The sequence below is a fragment of the Ectopseudomonas khazarica genome (assembly GCF_017915135.1).
GTDB lineage: Bacteria > Pseudomonadota > Gammaproteobacteria > Pseudomonadales > Pseudomonadaceae > Aquipseudomonas > Aquipseudomonas khazarica.
Genome location: NZ_CP068551.1, coordinates 13,238 through 28,717 on the forward strand (window position 1 = coordinate 13,238; position 15,480 = coordinate 28,717).

14 protein-coding genes are annotated in these 15,480 nt (G+C 66.8%); 7 read left to right on the forward strand and 7 right to left on the reverse strand.

Features of this window, described 5'->3' with window-relative positions:
- Positions 1-13: 13 nt before the first annotated feature.
- From gmhB to glyQ, 3 genes are all read right to left on the reverse strand, one after another.
- Positions 14-544 (reverse strand): D-glycero-beta-D-manno-heptose 1,7-bisphosphate 7-phosphatase, encoded by a 531-nt coding sequence (gene gmhB, locus JLK41_RS00060; RefSeq protein WP_047592359.1) that lies wholly within the window; start codon positions 542-544, stop codon positions 14-16.
- A gap of 83 nt (positions 545-627) precedes the next feature.
- Entirely contained in the window at positions 628-2,682 is a 2,055-nt protein-coding gene (gene glyS, locus JLK41_RS00065) for a glycine--tRNA ligase subunit beta (RefSeq protein ID WP_037052321.1), read from the reverse strand.
- Positions 2,679-3,626, reverse strand: a complete 948-nt coding sequence (gene glyQ, locus JLK41_RS00070) for a glycine--tRNA ligase subunit alpha (RefSeq protein WP_037052319.1) — start codon at positions 3,624-3,626, stop codon at positions 2,679-2,681. The genes glyS and glyQ overlap by 4 nt, the downstream gene beginning before the upstream one ends.
- Positions 3,627-3,797: 171 nt before the next feature.
- Between glyQ and JLK41_RS00075 the strand changes: the two genes are divergently transcribed.
- The 6 genes from JLK41_RS00075 to JLK41_RS00100 all read left to right on the forward strand — a co-directional run bounded on the left by JLK41_RS00075 (position 3,798) and on the right by JLK41_RS00100 (position 10,306).
- On the forward strand, positions 3,798-4,352 hold the full coding sequence (locus tag JLK41_RS00075) for a DNA-3-methyladenine glycosylase I (RefSeq protein ID WP_047592366.1): 555 nt from the start codon (positions 3,798-3,800) through the stop codon (positions 4,350-4,352).
- On the forward strand, positions 4,349-4,960 hold the full coding sequence (locus JLK41_RS00080; RefSeq protein WP_134676631.1) for a pyridoxamine 5'-phosphate oxidase family protein: 612 nt from the start codon (positions 4,349-4,351) through the stop codon (positions 4,958-4,960). The genes JLK41_RS00075 and JLK41_RS00080 overlap by 4 nt, the downstream gene beginning before the upstream one ends.
- Before the next feature lie 56 nt (positions 4,961-5,016).
- Positions 5,017-5,904, forward strand: a complete 888-nt coding sequence (locus JLK41_RS00085; RefSeq protein ID WP_037052311.1) for a lysophospholipid acyltransferase — start codon at positions 5,017-5,019, stop codon at positions 5,902-5,904.
- Positions 5,905-6,032: 128 nt separating this feature from the next.
- Positions 6,033-6,299 (forward strand): PilZ domain-containing protein, encoded by a 267-nt coding sequence (locus JLK41_RS00090; RefSeq protein WP_037052309.1) that lies wholly within the window; start codon positions 6,033-6,035, stop codon positions 6,297-6,299.
- 116 nt (positions 6,300-6,415) lie between these two features.
- The gene (gene mprF / locus JLK41_RS00095) at positions 6,416-9,052 is read left to right on the forward strand and encodes a bifunctional lysylphosphatidylglycerol flippase/synthetase MprF (RefSeq protein ID WP_210390099.1); all 2,637 of its coding nucleotides are present in this window, start codon (positions 6,416-6,418) and stop codon (positions 9,050-9,052) included.
- Positions 9,053-10,306 (forward strand): virulence factor family protein, encoded by a 1,254-nt coding sequence (locus JLK41_RS00100; protein ID WP_425321832.1) that lies wholly within the window; start codon positions 9,053-9,055, stop codon positions 10,304-10,306.
- A gap of 103 nt (positions 10,307-10,409) precedes the next feature.
- On the opposite strand, the gene ehuA is transcribed toward JLK41_RS00100, so the two are convergent.
- Genes ehuA through ehuB form a run of 4 tightly spaced genes read right to left on the reverse strand, consistent with a single transcriptional unit; the run spans position 10,410 to position 13,455 of the window.
- A complete protein-coding gene (ehuA, locus tag JLK41_RS00105) occupies positions 10,410-11,189 on the reverse strand; it encodes an ectoine/hydroxyectoine ABC transporter ATP-binding protein EhuA (protein WP_037052305.1) in 780 nt (259 codons plus the stop codon).
- Between the two features lie 41 nt (positions 11,190-11,230).
- Complete coding sequence (gene ehuD, locus JLK41_RS00110; protein ID WP_037052304.1) at positions 11,231-11,893, reverse strand: ectoine/hydroxyectoine ABC transporter permease subunit EhuD; 663 nt, start codon at positions 11,891-11,893, stop codon at positions 11,231-11,233.
- Complete coding sequence (gene ehuC, locus JLK41_RS00115) at positions 11,890-12,549, reverse strand: ectoine/hydroxyectoine ABC transporter permease subunit EhuC (RefSeq protein WP_037052301.1); 660 nt, start codon at positions 12,547-12,549, stop codon at positions 11,890-11,892. The genes ehuD and ehuC overlap by 4 nt, the downstream gene beginning before the upstream one ends.
- A gap of 60 nt (positions 12,550-12,609) precedes the next feature.
- Positions 12,610-13,455 carry an ectoine/hydroxyectoine ABC transporter substrate-binding protein EhuB gene (gene ehuB, locus JLK41_RS00120; RefSeq protein ID WP_210390100.1) on the reverse strand — a complete coding sequence of 282 codons (846 nt, stop codon included), beginning with the start codon at positions 13,453-13,455 and terminating at the stop codon, positions 12,610-12,612.
- 253 nt (positions 13,456-13,708) lie between these two features.
- Here ehuB and ehuR point away from each other — a divergent pair, with 253 nt between their 5' ends.
- Positions 13,709-15,106 (forward strand): MocR-like ectoine utilization transcription factor EhuR, encoded by a 1,398-nt coding sequence (ehuR, locus tag JLK41_RS00125; RefSeq protein WP_210390101.1) that lies wholly within the window; start codon positions 13,709-13,711, stop codon positions 15,104-15,106.
- The last annotated feature ends 374 nt before the right edge of the window (positions 15,107-15,480 follow it).

Below are 15,480 nucleotides of genomic sequence, written 5' to 3' on the forward strand. Positions count from 1 at the left end.
TGAACTTCGCACCTTATGAGAGCAGTCGATCGGCGACAGCCGCCAGATCGTCGAATACCAGGGTTCCTGGCGGCAATGCCTTGGCCAGGGTTCGTTCGCCCTTGCCGGTCTTCACCAGCACAGGTTGACAGTCGACGGTCAGCGCCGCCTGCAGGTCACCGCTGCTGTCACCGACGAACCAGATACCTGCCAATTCCGTGCCGTAGTGCGCAGCGATCTGCCTGAGCATACCCGGCTTTGGCTTGCGGCAGTCGCAGCCATCGTCCGGCCCGTGTGGACAGTAGACGATCAGACCGACTTCGCCGCCCTGCTCCGCCACCAGCTCGCGCAGGCGCGCATGCATCGACTCCAGGGTCGCCAGGTCGTAGTAGCCTCGGGCGATTCCGGACTGGTTGGTGGCCACGGCCACCGTCCAGCCGGCACGCGACAGGCGCGCGATGGCGGCAATCGACGAGGGAATCGGCAGCCACTCGTCGAGGCTCTTGATATAGGCGTCGGAGTCTTCGTTGATGACACCGTCGCGATCGAGGATCAGTAACTTCATAGCAGCAAGCTCCGAGCCGCAAGCTACAAGTCAGCGACGGCCTGCTTGCCGCCATGCTGCCTGTAGCTTGCCGCTGCCGTGTGTCAGCCGAGCAGGGAGATATCCGCGACGCCGAGGAACAGGCCACGCAGACGGGCCAGCAGGGCATAGCGGTTGGCACGTACGCGTGCATCCTCGGCGTTGACCAGCACCGCCTCGAAGAAGGCGTCCACCGGCTCGCGCAGGCTGGCCAGCTTGGCCAGGGCCTCGTCGTACTGGCGGCCAGCGGCCAGCGGCTGTACGGCCTGGTCGGCCTGCTGGATCGCCGCGTGCAGGGCGAACTCGCTGGGGTTGTCGAAGTAGTGCGCTTCGACCTGGGCGGCGACGCCACCTTCGGCCTTGCTCAGCAGGTTCGACACGCGCTTGTTGGCGGCGGCCAGGGCCTCGGCCTGTGGCAGTTTGCGGAAGGCCTGCACGGCCTGCACGCGCTGGTCGAAGTCCAGCGGCGAGGTCGGGTTGACCGCCCGCACGGACTGGTACACGGCGACGTCGATGCCTTCGTCTTCGTAGCGCGCACGCAGGCGGTCGAAGATGAATTCCAGCACCTGGGCCGCCAGGCCATCGTGCTTGACCTTGCCGGCGTACTGGGCGACGGCGAAATCGACGGCGGCAGCCAGGTCCAGGTCCAGACCCTTCTCGATGAGGATGCGCAGCACGCCGAGGGCAGCGCGGCGCAGGGCGTAGGGGTCCTTGGAGCCGGTGGGCAGCATGCCGATGCCGAAGATGCCGACCAGGGTGTCGAGCTTGTCGGCCACGGCCACCGCGGCACCGGTCAGGGTGCTCGGCAGCTCGGCACCGGCACCGCGCGGCATGTACTGCTCGTTCAGGGCCAGGGCGACGTCTTCCGGCTCACCGTCGTTGAGCGCGTAGTAGTAGCCGGCGATGCCCTGCATTTCCGGGAACTCGCCGACCATCTCGGTGGCCAGGTCGCATTTGCTCAGCAGGCCGGCACGGGCGGCACGCTGGGCATCGCCACCGACTTCGCGGGCGATGAAGCCGGCCAGCGCCGAGACGCGCTCGGCCTTGTCGAACACCGAACCGAGCTGGGCCTGGAACACCACATTGGCCAGGCGCTGGTTGAAGCCTTCGAGCTTCTGCTTCTTGTCCTGCTTGAAGAAGAACTCGGCGTCGGTCAGGCGCGGGCGCACGACCTTCTCGTTGCCGGAAACGATCTGCGCCGGGTCCTTGGACTCGACGTTGGCCACGGTGATGAAGCGCGGCAGCAGCTTGCCGTTCGCGTCCAGCAGGCAGAAGTACTTCTGGTTGTCCTGCATGGTGCTGATCAGCGCCTCCTGCGGCACCTCGAGGAAGCGTTCCTCGAAGGAGCAGACCAGCGGCACTGGCCATTCGACCAGGGCGGTGACTTCGTCCAGCAGCGCCGGCGGCACGATGGCCGTGCCCTGCTCCGCGGCGGCCAGCTGGTCGACGCGCTGGCTGATCAGCGTACGGCGCTCGGCGAAGTCGGCCAGCACATAGGCGCTGCGCAGGTCCTCGGCGTAGTTCGCCGGGCTGCTGATGCGCACGTCACGGTTGGCGTGGAAGCGATGGCCACGGGACACGCGGCCAGCCTTCTGGGTGAGGATCTCGCAGTCGACCACGCTGTCGCCGAAGAGCATCACCAGCCACTGGGTCGGGCGCACGAATTCGTCGCGGCGAGCGGCCCAGCGCATGCGCTTGGGAATCGGCAGGTCGTTGAGCGAGTCGGCGACGATGGTCGGCAGCAGGTTCACGGCCGGCTGGCCAGGGATGTGCTGGGCGAAACGCAGTTTCGGCCCGCTGCGGTCGATCTCGGCAATGTCCACGCCGCACTTGCGGGCGAAGCCCAGGGCAGCCTGGGTGGGATTGCCGTCGGCGTCGAAGGCGGCCTGGATGGGCGGGCCGTCGAGGTTCATGCTGCGGTCGGCCTGCTGCTCCTCGAGCTGCTCGACCAGCACCGCCAGGCGGCGCGGCGCGGCATAGGCACGGGCGCTGGCGTAGTTCAGGCCAGCGGCCTTGAGGCCCTTCTCGATACCGGCGAGGAAGGCGTCGCCCAGGGTTTTCAGGGCCTTCGGTGGCAGCTCTTCGGTGCCCAGCTCGACCAGGAAATCTTGTGCACTCATGCTTGCGCCTCCAGCTTGGCCAGTACTTCGTCACGCAATTCCGGGGTGGCCATGGGGAAGCCGAGTCGGGCACGTGCCTGCAGGTAGCTCTGCGCCACGGCGCGAGCCAGGGTGCGTACACGCAGGATGTACTGCTGACGCGCGGTCACCGAGATGGCGCGGCGGGCGTCGAGCAGGTTGAAGGTGTGCGAGGCCTTGAGCACCATTTCGTAGGTCGGCAGCGGCAATTGCAGCTCGATCAGGCGGTTGGCTTCGCTCTCGTAGAAGTCGAACAGTTCGAACAGCTTCTCGACGTTGGCGTGCTCGAAGTTGTAGGTCGACTGCTCCACTTCGTTCTGGTGGAACACGTCGCCATAGGTCACGGTGCCGAACGGACCGTCGGTCCAGATCAGGTCGTAGACCGAGTCGACGCCCTGCAGGTACATGGCCAGGCGCTCCAGGCCATAGGTGATCTCGCCGGTCACCGGGTAGCACTCGATGCCACCGACCTGCTGGAAGTAGGTGAACTGGGTGACTTCCATGCCATTGAGCCAGATTTCCCAGCCCAGGCCCCAGGCGCCGAGGGTCGGCGACTCCCAGTTGTCCTCGACGAAGCGGATGTCGTGGACTTCCGGATCGAGGCCGATGGCCTTGAGAGAACCCAGGTACAGCTCCTGGAAGTTCTCCGGGTTGGGCTTGAGGACCACCTGGAACTGGTAGTAGTGCTGCAGGCGGTTGGGGTTTTCCCCGTAACGGCCGTCGGTCGGGCGGCGCGAGGGCTGCACGTAGGCGGCGTTCCAGGTTTCCGGGCCGACGGCGCGCAGGAAAGTGGCGGTGTGGAAGGTGCCGGCGCCGACTTCCATGTCATAGGGTTGCAGCACGACGCAGCCCTGTTCGGCCCAGTAGTTCTGCAGGGCCAGGATCAGGTCCTGGAAGGTGCGTGCGGCAGGCTTGTTCTGGCTCACGAAGAAATCACCTGTGGAGGCTTGCGAGGGAAAGCCGGGGAGTATATCGAAACTCGGCGCAAGCCGCAGGGTACGGCACATCGGCATCACCCTGCGGTTGTGTGTGCTGTATTTATATCCAGTTATTTTGCCGCTATAGTCACCCCCTCATCCTGACCGAGGCCTACCGCCATGCCCCGTTGCTTCTGGTGTACCGACGATCCGCTCTACCAGGCCTACCACGACGAGGAATGGGGCGTGCCGCAGCGCGATGCGCGCCATCTGTTCGAGATGCTGCTGCTCGAAGGCGCGCAGGCCGGGCTGTCGTGGATCACCGTGCTGAAGAAGCGCGAGCGCTATCGCCAGGTGCTGCACGGCTTCGACCCCGAGCGCCTGGCGCGGTTGAGCGACGAGGAGATCGAGCAGCTGATGCAGGACCCCGGCATCATCCGCAACCGCCTCAAGCTCAAGGCCGTGCGCCAGAACGCGCAGGCCTGGTTGCGCCTGGAGGACCCGGCGACGCTGCTCTGGTCGTTCGTTGGCGGCGCGCCGAAGATCAACCACTTCAGTGACCGCAGCCAGATGCCGGCCGTGACCCCCGAGGCCGAGGCGATGAGCAAGGCGCTGAAGAAGGCCGGCTTCACCTTCGTCGGCCCGACGATCTGCTATGCCTTCATGCAGGCCACGGGTATGGTGATGGACCACACCACCGACTGCGACCGTTACGCGCAATTGAAGGGCTCATGACCACCATCACCACGCTGGATGAATTGCTCGCACTGTACGGCGAAAGCCACGAACGCTCGCGGCGCAAGGAGCTGCCACGGCTGATCGCACCCTACCGTGCGCTGATCGAGGCCTCGCCCTTCGTGGTCCTGGCCAGCACCGGCGCGGACGGCATGGACTGTTCGCCGCGAGGCGATGCGCCGGGGTTCGTGCAGATTCTCGACGACCAGACCCTGTTGCTGCCGGACCGCCCCGGCAACAACCGCATCGACAGCCTGCGCAACATCGTGCAGAACCCTCAGGTGGCGCTGCTGTTCCTGATCCCCGGAGTCGGCGAGAGCCTGCGGGTCAATGGCCGCGCGGAAATCTCTCTCGACCCCGAACTGCTCGAACTGGGGCGCGCTCAGGGCAAGTTGCCACGCAGCGTGCTGCGCATCCGCATCGACAGTTGCTACTTCCAGTGTTCCAAGGCGGCGCTGCGCTCCGGGTTGTGGGATGCCGCGCGTCAGGTCGAGCGGGCCAGCCTGCCCCGTGCCGGCGATATCTTCCGCTGCATCCTCGACGACGAGTTCGACGTCGAGGCCTACGAGCGCGACCTGCAGCAACGGGTTCGGACGAGCCTGTACTGACTGCACGGCTCCTGCGCCGCTACAATTGACGCCTTTCCGAGCGGTTGGAGTCTGTCGTGGAGAAACTCAAGGGCGCCCTGGTAGTGGGGTTCCTGCGCTTGTTCGCACTGCTGCCCTGGCGTGCCGTGCAGGCCGTGGGCAATGCCATCGGCTGGTTGATGTGGAAGCTGCCGAACGGTTCGCGTGACGTCGCGCGCATCAACCTGGCCAAGTGCTTTCCCGAGCTGAGCGAGGCCGAGCGCGAGCGCCTGGTCGGGAAAAGCCTCAAGGACATCGGCAAGACCCTGACCGAAAGCGCCTGCGCCTGGATCTGGCCGGCGCAGAAGTCGCTCCAGCTGGTCCGCGAAGTGGAAGGCCTGGAAGTGCTGCAGCAGGCGCTGGCCTCCGGCAAGGGCGTGGTCGGCATCACCAGTCACCTGGGCAACTGGGAAGTGCTCAATCACTTCTACGGCAACCAGTGCAAACCTATCGTTTTCTACCGCCCGCCGAAGCTCAAGGCGGTCGACGAGTTGCTGCAGCAGCAACGCGTGCAGATGGGCAACCGTGTGGCCCCGTCAACCAAGGAAGGCATCCTGCGCATCATCAAGGAAGTGCGCTCGGGCGGCGCCGTGGGTATTCCCGCCGATCCGGAACCGAGCCGTTCGGCGGGGGTGTTCGTGCCCTTCCTCGGTACCCTGGCCCTGACCAGCAAGTTCGTCCCTGGCATGCTCACCGGCGGCAAGGCGGTCGGGGTGTTCCTGCATGCCGTGCGCCTGGATGACGGCAGCGGTTACAAGGTGATTCTCGAGGCCGCGCCGGAAGGCATGTACAGCGAAAACGTGGAAGAGGGCGTGGCGGCGATGAGCGAAGTGATCGCACGTTACGTGCGCACCTATCCGAGTCAGTACATGTGGAGCATGAAGCGCTTCAAGAAGCGCCCGGATGGCGAGGCCAAGTGGTACTGACGTCCTGCTTCAGGGCAGGATTGTCGAAGAAGGCGCCATGATGGCGCCTTTTTTCTGCCACCTGCTGGGCCTCGGCGCGGTAATGCGCTATTAAAGGCGACATCGCTCGACCAATCCTCGGAGCCGTCATGTCCAACCAGCGTCAGCAGGTACGTACCCCGATGAAGTGCCGGATCAAGATCAGCCATCCGAGTTTCGGTGAGCTGCTGGCACAGACTCGCGACCTGTCCGACAGCGGCGTGTACGTGAAGCATCCGGACATGGCCGGCCTGGCCGTTGGCACCCACGTCACCGGGCAGGTCCAGGATCTGCCTTTCCCCGCGCCCATCCTGCAGATGGAAGTGATGCGGGTGGATGCCGAGGGCGCGGGTCTGCGTTTCCTCGACGAAGCCTGACGGCGCAAACGCTGCGGTACGCGTGACGAAAAGCGGAAAGCCGAGGAACATTTCGTTACATCTGCACTCTGACCAAGACCTCGCTCCGAGGTGGCGTCCATCAGAGGCGTTTCGACATGAGTCGAGCGGTATCCGAACTCCCCGCTAACGGCGCCGATGCGCCGGAACTTCCTCCCCCTTCTCGACCCGGCTGGCTGCACCGTCAGCGTCACCTGATCGGCCTCGGCCTGTCGTTGCTGCTGTTCGGCCTGGCGCTGCTGGCCTGCTGGCATCTGGTGCGCGAGATCAACCCGGATCAGGTGCGCGACTCGCTGGCGGCGGTGCCGCCACGGGCGCTGTTCGCGGCCATGCTGGCCACCGTGCTGGGTTTTCTGCTGATGCTCGCCTACGAGTGGTCGGCCAGTCGTTATGCCGACGTCCGCCTGCCCGCGTCGACCCTGGCGCTGGGGGGCTTCTGCGCCTTCGCCATCGGCAACGCGGTGGGCTTGTCCGCGCTGTCCGGGGGCTCGGTGCGCTATCGCCTGTACACGCGCAATGGGCTCGGCGCGGGCGATGTGGCGCGAATGAGCCTGTTCGCCAGCCTGTCGCTCGGCATCAGCCTGCCGATTCTCGCGGCCCTGGCCGCCCTCTTCGACCTGGCGGACGCCTCGGCGGCGCTGCGCCTGCCGGCGCCGTTGCTGGCGTTGCTGGCCGTGGCGGTGCTGCTCGCCGCCCTGACGCTGGTCCTGCTGCTGGCGCGCAAACGCCTGGCCGAGCGGCCTGCCCCCGGCTGCTGGCAAGTGGACCTGGGGCGCTTCAGCCTGCGCCTGCCCGGCGTGCGCATGAGCCTGGTGCAGCTGCTGATCAGCAGCCTCGACGTGCTGATCGCCGCCAGCGTGCTCTACTGCCTGCTGCCCGAGGCGCCGCCGTTCTCGTCCTTCGTGCTGATCTACATGCTGGCGCTGGCCGCCGGTGTGCTGAGTCATGTGCCGGGTGGTGTCGGGGTGTTCGAGGCCGTGCTGCTGGCGGCGTTCTCCTCGCGCATCGACCCGGCCGGGCTGGTCGCGGCCATGCTGCTCTACCGCCTACTCTACGTGATGCTGCCGTTGCTGGTCGCCGGGCTTCTGCTGCTGGCGGTGGAGGCGCGGCGCTTGTGGTTCCCGCGCCAGGTGGCGAGGGTGGCCAGCAACCTGGCGGTACCGCTGCTGGCACTGCTGGTGTTCTGCGCCGGCGCAGTGCTGCTGTTTTCCGGGGTCACGCCGACCATGGACGAGCACCTCGAGGCCCTGGGGTTTTTCCTGCCGCCGCCGCTGATCGCCGCCTCGCACCTGGCGGCGAGCCTGGTCGGCACGCTGTGCCTGCTGCTGGCGCAGGGGCTGCGCCGGCGCCTTTCCGCCGCCTGGGTGCTGACCCTGGTGTTGCTCTGCCTGGGCGTGGTGCTGTCGCTGCTCAAGGGCTTCGACTGGCCGGAGGCGCTGGTGCTGGCGGCTATCGCCGGGGTGCTCGCGCTGTTTCGCCGCGAGTTCTACCGACCCAGTCGGCTGCTCGACATGCCGGCCTCGGGCCTGGCGCTGGCGGCCACCAGTGGCGTGATCGCGGCCTCGGTCTGGCTGCTGCTGTTCGTCTATCAGGATGTCGCCTACAGCCACCAGCTGTGGTGGCAGTTCGAACTGGACGGCAATGCCCCGCGTGGCCTGCGTGCCGCCCTGGGCAGCGCCCTGGTGCTGCTGGCGGTCGGCCTGACCTGGCTGCTGCGTGCCACGCCACCGAGCATCCGCCTGCCTGACGGCGAAACCCTGGCGCGGGCGCGGGCCATAGTCGAGGCCTCGCGGCAGCCGGAAGGTGGCCTGGCGCTCAGTGGCGACAAGGCGCTGCTGTTCCACCCGGATGGCCAGGCGTTTCTCATGTACGCCCGTCGTGGCCGCAGCCTGGTGGCGTTGTTCGACCCCATCGGCCCGCCGGCGGCGCGCGCCGAGCTGATCTGGCAGTTCCGCGACCTGTGCGACCGTCACCATGCGCGGCCGGTGTTCTACCAGGTGCGGGCGGAGAACCTGCCCGGCTACATCGACATCGGCCTGACCGCACTGAAACTGGGTGAGGAGGCGCTGGTGGATCTGCACACCTTCGACCTGGCCAGCAACGGCAAGGAGATGAAGGCGCTGCGCTACACCTGGAACCGTGGGCGGCGCGATGGCCTGAGTCTGGAGCTGCATGCCCCCGGCGCGGCACCCCTGGACGCTTTGCAGGGCATATCCGCTGCCTGGCTGGCGGGCAAGCAGGTACGCGAGAAGGGCTTCTCCCTCGGCCGCTTCAGCCCCGAGTACCTGGCGCACTTCCGGGTCGCGGTGGTGCGTTTCGAGGGGCGCGCGGTGGCCTTCGCCAACCTGCTGGAGTGTCAGACGCGAGCGGTCGCCAGCCTCGACCTGATGCGCGTGCTGCCGGATGCGCCGAAGTCGACCATGGAATTCCTCATGCTCGGGCTGATCCAGCAATTCCAGGGCGAGGGCTATGCGCGCTTCAGCCTCGGCATGGTGCCGCTGGCCGGCCTGCAGACGCGCAAGGGGGCGCCGCTGCCGTTGCGCCTGGGCGCGCTGGTGTTCGATCGCGGCGAGAGCTTCTACAACTTCCAGGGGCTGCGCCGCTTCAAGGACAAGTTCCTGCCGCAGTGGGAACCGCGCTATCTGGCCGTGCCGGCCGGGCTCGACCCCTGGGTGGCATTGGCCGACACCTCCGCGTTGATCGCCGGCGGTCTGGGTGGACTGGTGAGGCGTTGAATGAACAAGGCGACAGGGGTACTGGGCGGGTTGTTGCTGGTGGCTGCCCTGGCGGTGGGCGGGGTGACCTGGTGGTGGTCGATGCGTGCGCTGCCGCATCTGCAGACGGTGCAGATCCAGGGGCTGAGCGCGCAGCTGCTGAGCCAGGGCGAGGCGCGCCAGCGCCTGCTGCTGATCGCGCCGCCCGAGCAGGCGCTGGACGAGGCGCTGCTGCGACGGCTGGCCGACGCAGGAGACGTGCGCGTGCTGCAGATGCCCTTCGTGGCGCACGACTGCGGCGCGCAGCGGCGCCTGATCGATCAGGCCGGCGGGCTGCTGGGCGGCAAGCCGACCATCGTCGCCGGCGTCGGGCCGGCCGCCGCTTCGGCCTGGCGCTGGCTGGCCACGCAGGACGATGACCAGGCGCAGGCGCTGTCGGTGGGTTTCGACCTGGGCCAGCCCGATTGCGCCGAGGCGCTGCCGAAGAAGGCCGCGCACGGCCACTGGATCGCCCTGTGGAACGACAACCCCGGCGATGCCAACGCGCGCTTCCTGCGCGAGCAGGGCAATGGCGAGCCGCGCATCGGCACCCTGGGAACGCCGCTGCCGACCCTGCTGGCCGACCAGTTGCAGCAGCTGCTCGCCGGCCAGGGCGCGCCGCTGCCGGTGGTCGAGCACCCTTCGGCGCAGGCGGCCGATACCCTGACCCTGTTCTACTCCGGTGACGGCGGCTGGCGCGATCTCGACCGGGCCTCGGCCGAGCACCTGGCCGCTGCCGGCTATCCGGTGGTGGGCATCGATACCCTGCGCTACTACTGGCAGCGCAAGAGCCCGGAACGCAGTGCCGCCGACCTGTCGCGCCTGATGCAGGAGTACCGCGAGAAATGGCACATCAGGCGCTTCGTGCTGGCGGGCTATTCCTTCGGCGCCGACGTGCTGCCGGCGATCTACAACCGTCTGCCGGCGAGTGACCAGCAGCAGGTGGATGCCATGCTGCTGCTGGCCTTCGCCCGCAGCGGCAGCTTCGAGATCGCCGTCAGTGGCTGGCTCGGCAAGGATGGCGCGGAGGCTGCCACCGGACCGGAGCTGCGCAAGGTTCCGGCGGCCAAGGTGTATTGCATCTACGGCAGCGAGGAAGCGGCCGAGAGCGGCTGCACCGAAGCCGGAGCCCCTGGAGAGCGCCTGCAGATCAGCGGTGGCCATCACTTCGACGGTGACTACGCGGCGCTGGCGCAGAAGATGCTGGCGGCGATCAGGGCGCGTCAGCAGCGTTAGTCTCGTTGACGCATGCCACTGAACTGGCGTGATTCCGTAGGAGCGGATTCATCCGTGAACAATCGCGGCTGAAGCCGCTCCTACGGCAGGGCCTGCGATGGCCTCAGTGCGCCTCGTTCACCGCGCTGAGAAATGCCTGCGTGCGTTCCTGCTGCGGGTTGCCGAACAGCTCCTCGGGGGTGCCCTGTTCGTGGATGCGGCCCTGGTGGAAGAAGCACACGCGGTCGGCGAACTCGCGGGCGAAGCCCATCTGGTGGGTGACCATCAGCATGGTCAGGTTGTGCTCGCTGCCGAGGCGGCGGATCACCCCCAGCACTTCGCCACACAGCTCCGGGTCGAGCGCCGAGGTGACCTCGTCGAACAGCATCACCTTGGGCCGCATCGCCAGCGCACGGGCGATCGCCACGCGCTGTTGCTGGCCGCCGGACAGTTGCGAGGGGAAATGGCGCAGCTTCTCGCTCAGACCGACCATCGCCAGCAGTTCCTCGGCGCGTTCGCTGGCTTCCTTCCGGCCCAGGCCGAGCACCTGCATCGGCGCCTCGATGACGTTCTGCAGGGCGCACATGTGCGGGAACAGGTTGAAGCTCTGGAACACCATGCCGATCTTGCCGCGCACCTTGCGCTGGTAGCTGGCGCTGGCCGGCACCAGGCGGCCGTCGCGGGTACTCATGTGGGTCAGCGGCTCGTCGTCGACGGCGATCAGGCCTTCGTCGATGCTTTCCAGGGTCATCAGTGCACGCAGCAGGGTCGACTTGCCCGAGCCACTGGGACCGATGATCGCCACCTTCTCGCCGGGGGCGACATCCAGGTTGAGCTTGTCGAGCACGGTGAGGTTGCCGTAACGCTTGGTCACGTCGGTGAAGCGGACGATGGGCTGGGGCATGCTGGAACTCCCTGCAGCGGCGGTCGAGTTGATAAAAGCAGTCATCGGGCAGTGACCTCCAGGCGATCTTCCATGCGCCGCACGCACCAGGCCAGGACCAGGCTGAGGGCGAGGAAGAACAGGCCGACCAGGGTGATGGGCTCGAGGTAGCGGAAGCTCTCCGAGCCGATGTTCTTGGCTTGCTGCATGATCTCCACCACGGTGATCGCGGACAGCACCGGGGTGTCCTTGAGCATGGCCACCAGGTAGTTGCCCAGCGCGGGGAGGATCGGCCGCAGCGCCTGCGGCAGGATGATCTGCCGGTACGCCGACAGCGGCGCCATGTTCAGCGCCGTCACCGCTTCCCACTGGCCGCGCGGCACGGCGTCGAGGCCGGCGCGATAGACCTCGGCGGTGTAGCAGGCGTAGTGCAGGGCGATGCCGAGGATCCCCGCCTGCAGCGCGGTGAGGTTCAGCCCGTAGTTGGGGAACACGTAGAACAGGAAGTACACCTGGATCAGCAGCGGCGTGCTGCGGATGAATTCGATCAGCCCGGCCACCGGCCAGGACAGCCACAGGTGCCTGCTGCGCCGGGCGATGGCCAGCAGCAGGCCGACGACGATGGCGATGGCGAAGCCGGCGAAGGTGATCAGCAGGGTATTGAGCGAGGCCTTGAGCAGGTCCGGAAGGATGCTCAGGGCGAAGTCCCAGTCGAAGAAGTTCATTGCAGGCCTCCGCGCATCCGGCCACGGGCAAGGCGTCGTTCCAGCAGGCGCATGCCGAGGTTGATCACCTGTGCCATGAGGAAATACAGCAGCAGCGCCAGGGCGAAGATCTCCAGGGTCATGAAGGTCGCCTGGTCCAGCTGGCGGGCGCGGAAGGCCAGGTCCGACAGGGTGATCAGCGACACCAGCGAGGTGTTCTTCAGCAGCTCGATCAGCAGGTTGGTGCCGGGTGGAATCGCTGCCAGCAGGGCCTGCGGCAGGATGATGCGGGTGAAGCGCCGCAACGGCGTCATGTTCAGCGCGGTGCAGGCTTCGTACTGGCCCTTGGCGACCGAACGGATGGCGCCGCGCATGACTTCCGCGCCATAGGCGCCGATGTGCAGGCCGAGGCCGACCACGGCCACGGCGAAGGCGCTCATCTCGATGTTGAACGGCGGCATCGGCAGCACGAAGTACAGCCAGAACAGCTGCACCAGCAGCGAGGTGCCACGGAAGATCTCGATGTAGGTGATCGCCAGCCAGCGCAGCGGGCCGATCGGCGACAGCCGGCCGAGGGCGGCGAGCACGGCGCTGGCAATCGCCAGCAGCGAGCCCCAGAAGGTGACTTGCACGGTGACCCAGGCGCCTTGCAACAGCAGGGGGAGAAGATCGGTCATGAATGTCTACCGGTCGAAGGATTCATGCCGCGCACCGGCGTGCGCGGCAGACACCGCAGGTTACTGAGCGCAGAGTTCGGCAGCGGTCTTGTCGGTGATGTTGGACTGGTCGAAGCCGAAGGGCTTCACCGTGGCCAGGTGATCCTCGCTGCCGAGCCATTTTTTCAGCGCGGCGTTCACCGCATCGCGCAGATCCTTGTCTTCCGGGCGGAAGGCCAGGGCGCCATAGCCGGTGTGGGCCGGGTCGTCGTTGAATTCGGCGATGGCCTCGACGCCGTCGCCACCCTTCTCGGCCAGGCCCTTCATGGTCAGCTGGGTGCCGACCGCCGCATCGGCGCGGCCAGCGCGCACGGCCTGCAGCTGGGCGGTGGTGTCCGGTACCTGGAGAATCTGCTCGTCAGTGATACCGGCGCTGCGGGCGTATCCGAGGTTCACCGTACCGGCCATGATCGCCACCTTGGCGCCGCTCTTGGCGATGTCTGCATAGCTGTGCAGATTTTTCGGGTTGCCGGCCTTGGTCAGCAGGGTGTCGGGCAACTGGTAGTGCGGATCGGTGAACAGCACCTGCTTGCAGCGTTCGGGGGTGATGTACATGCCGGCGGCGATCAGGTCGAAACGACTGGCACGCAGGCCGGGAATCAGTGAACCCCATTCGGTGAGCACCGGGTTGATGGTCTTGACGCCCATCTGCTCGAAGATCTTCCTGACGATCTCCGGCGACTCGCCGGTGACGCTGCCGTCCAGCGCGGTGTAGGCGAAGGGTGTCTCGTTGGCGTAGCCGATGCGCACGCTGCTGCTGTCCTTGACCTTGTCCAGGGTCGAGGCCTGGACGCCGGCGACGAAACCGCCGAGCAAGGCGCAGGTCAGTGCGAGGTGACCGAAGCCGGAGGGGATAACGCTACTCATCTTGGTGTTCTCCTGTTTCTTGTAGTCCGCCAGCGGCGGCGTGCTGTGTTAGGAGGCAGGTAAATCAAGAGCGTTGGCGCGCAGATCGGGACCTGCGCCGGCCGGGTGGTGTTGTTCTGGGGTACCGAGGCACTGTTCTCCACCCTTGGCCCGAGCATACAAAGGCTTTTTTCGCTGCGGCATTGCACTAGGACAATTGAATCGCACTGCCCCACGCGGGATGCTTGCCTGCAGTCGCCAGAGGAAGCCATCGATGCAGAACTGGAAGAAGGCCCTGGCCAACGCGCGTCCGGGCGAGTCGAAATACAAGCTCCTGGTCCAGGCGGTCGCCGCCGACATCGAACAGGGTAACCTGATCGACGGTCAACGGTTGCCCCCGCAGCGCCAGGTCTCCGATGCCCTGGGCATCAGCGTGCAGACCGTGACCAACGCCTACAAGGAGCTGGAGCGCCAGGGCCGCGTGCGCTGCGAGGTGGGCCGTGGCAGCTTCGTCTCGCGGCGCACCAGCGAGCGGGTGGCCAGCAGCATGCTCGACCGCAGCGAGCAGGCGCTGATGGACTTTTCCAACGCGCGCATCCTCCACACCGAGGCCCACGACCGCCTGTGGCGGCAGACCTGCCTGGAGCTGGCGCAGGAACCTGACCAGCCCTGGATTCACGCCTTCCGCCCGATTGCCGGCATGCAGCACCAGCGCGAGGCGGCGGTACGCTGGCTGGCACGCCTGGGCATGGATGTGGGGACCGAGGACGTGTTGCTGACCAGCGGCGCGGCCCACGGCATCTTCCTCGCCCTGGCGACGCTGGCCGGCCCGGATGACGTGGTGCTCTGCGAAGGCCTGACCGACCACGGCGCCATCGGCAGCTCGCAGGTGCTCGGCTTTACCCTCAAGGGGCTGGAGATGGACCGCCACGGGTTGAATCCCGAGCACTTCGAGGACATGTGCGGCAACGAGCGCATCACCGCGCTGGTCTGTACGCCCAACCTGAACAACCCGACCAGCGCGCTGATGCCCGATGAGCGCCGCCGCGAGATCGCCGAGATCGCCCGTCGCTATGGTGTGTACATCATCGAGGACGACGTCTACGGCCCGCTGCTGGCCGGTCAGCAGGCCTCGCGGCCGCTGAGCCATTACGCGCCGGAGCTGTCGTTCTACTGCACCAGCCTGACCAAGTCGGTGCTCACCGGCCTGCGCATCGGCTACCTGGTGATGCCCAAGCGCCTGGCGCTGCGCACCGAGAGCATCCTGCGGGTCAGCAGCTGGATGGCGCCGTCGCTGCTCGGCGAAGTGGCGACGCGCTGGATCGACTCCGGCGAAGCCGAGGACCTGGTGCAGCTGCAGCGTCAGCTCCTGGCCAACCGCCAGGCGCTGGTCGAGCAGGAGCTGGGCGAGCACCTGATCGGCAACCACCCCTACTCGCTCAACAGCTGGCTGCGTGTGCCGGAGGGCTGGGAGACCGACAGCCTGCTGCGCGAGCTGCGCCGACGCAACGTGGCGCTGACCCTGCCCGACCCCTTCGTCCCGCCCGGCATGCCCAGGCCACGCGCGGTGCGATTGTGCGTCGGCGCCGAATGCAGCGAGGCGAAGATGCGCCAGGGCGTGCAGATCGTCCGTGACGTGTTCGGCCAGTACCCGAAGGTGCATGATTTTTGAGAACCGTAGGGTGGACGTCGCTTTTCACGTCCACCGTGATGGTGGATCGGTGAAGCGTGATCCACCCTGCGTTCACTGGCGTGAGGGGTGCGTTTCGCGGCTGAAGCCGCTCCTACGACCTGCCGTAGCCCGGATGAAATCCGGGAACGTAGGGTGGACGTCGCTTTTCACGTCCACCGCAACGGTGGATCGGTGAAGCGTGATCCACCCTACGTTCACTGGCGTGAGGCGTACGTTTCGCGGCTGAAGCCGCTCCTACGACCTGCCCCGTAGCCCGGATGAAATCCGGGAATGTGGGGTGGACGTCGCTTTTCACGTCCACCGCAACGGTGGATCGGTGAAGCGTGATCCACCCTGCGTTCACTGGCGTGAGG

What these genes read in the sequence shown, in the direction of transcription:
- gmhB (WP_047592359.1), bottom strand. Translation starts at nt 544, where the DNA reads ATGAAGTTACTGATCCTCGATCGCGACGGTGTCATCAACGAAGACTCC.
- JLK41_RS00075 (WP_047592366.1), top strand. Translation starts at nt 3,798, where the DNA reads ATGCCCCGTTGCTTCTGGTGTACCGACGATCCGCTCTACCAGGCCTAC.
- ehuA (WP_037052305.1), bottom strand. Translation starts at nt 11,189, where the DNA reads ATGCCCCAGCCCATCGTCCGCTTCACCGACGTGACCAAGCGTTACGGC.
- JLK41_RS00080 (WP_134676631.1), top strand. Translation starts at nt 4,349, where the DNA reads ATGACCACCATCACCACGCTGGATGAATTGCTCGCACTGTACGGCGAA.
- JLK41_RS00100 (WP_425321832.1), top strand. Translation starts at nt 9,053, where the DNA reads ATGAACAAGGCGACAGGGGTACTGGGCGGGTTGTTGCTGGTGGCTGCC.
- ehuB (WP_210390100.1), bottom strand. Translation starts at nt 13,455, where the DNA reads ATGAGTAGCGTTATCCCCTCCGGCTTCGGTCACCTCGCACTGACCTGC.
- ehuC (WP_037052301.1), bottom strand. Translation starts at nt 12,549, where the DNA reads ATGACCGATCTTCTCCCCCTGCTGTTGCAAGGCGCCTGGGTCACCGTG.
- ehuR (WP_210390101.1), top strand. Translation starts at nt 13,709, where the DNA reads ATGCAGAACTGGAAGAAGGCCCTGGCCAACGCGCGTCCGGGCGAGTCG.
- JLK41_RS00090 (WP_037052309.1), top strand. Translation starts at nt 6,033, where the DNA reads ATGTCCAACCAGCGTCAGCAGGTACGTACCCCGATGAAGTGCCGGATC.
- glyS (WP_037052321.1), bottom strand. Translation starts at nt 2,682, where the DNA reads ATGAGTGCACAAGATTTCCTGGTCGAGCTGGGCACCGAAGAGCTGCCA.
- mprF (WP_210390099.1), top strand. Translation starts at nt 6,416, where the DNA reads ATGAGTCGAGCGGTATCCGAACTCCCCGCTAACGGCGCCGATGCGCCG.
- ehuD (WP_037052304.1), bottom strand. Translation starts at nt 11,893, where the DNA reads ATGAACTTCTTCGACTGGGACTTCGCCCTGAGCATCCTTCCGGACCTG.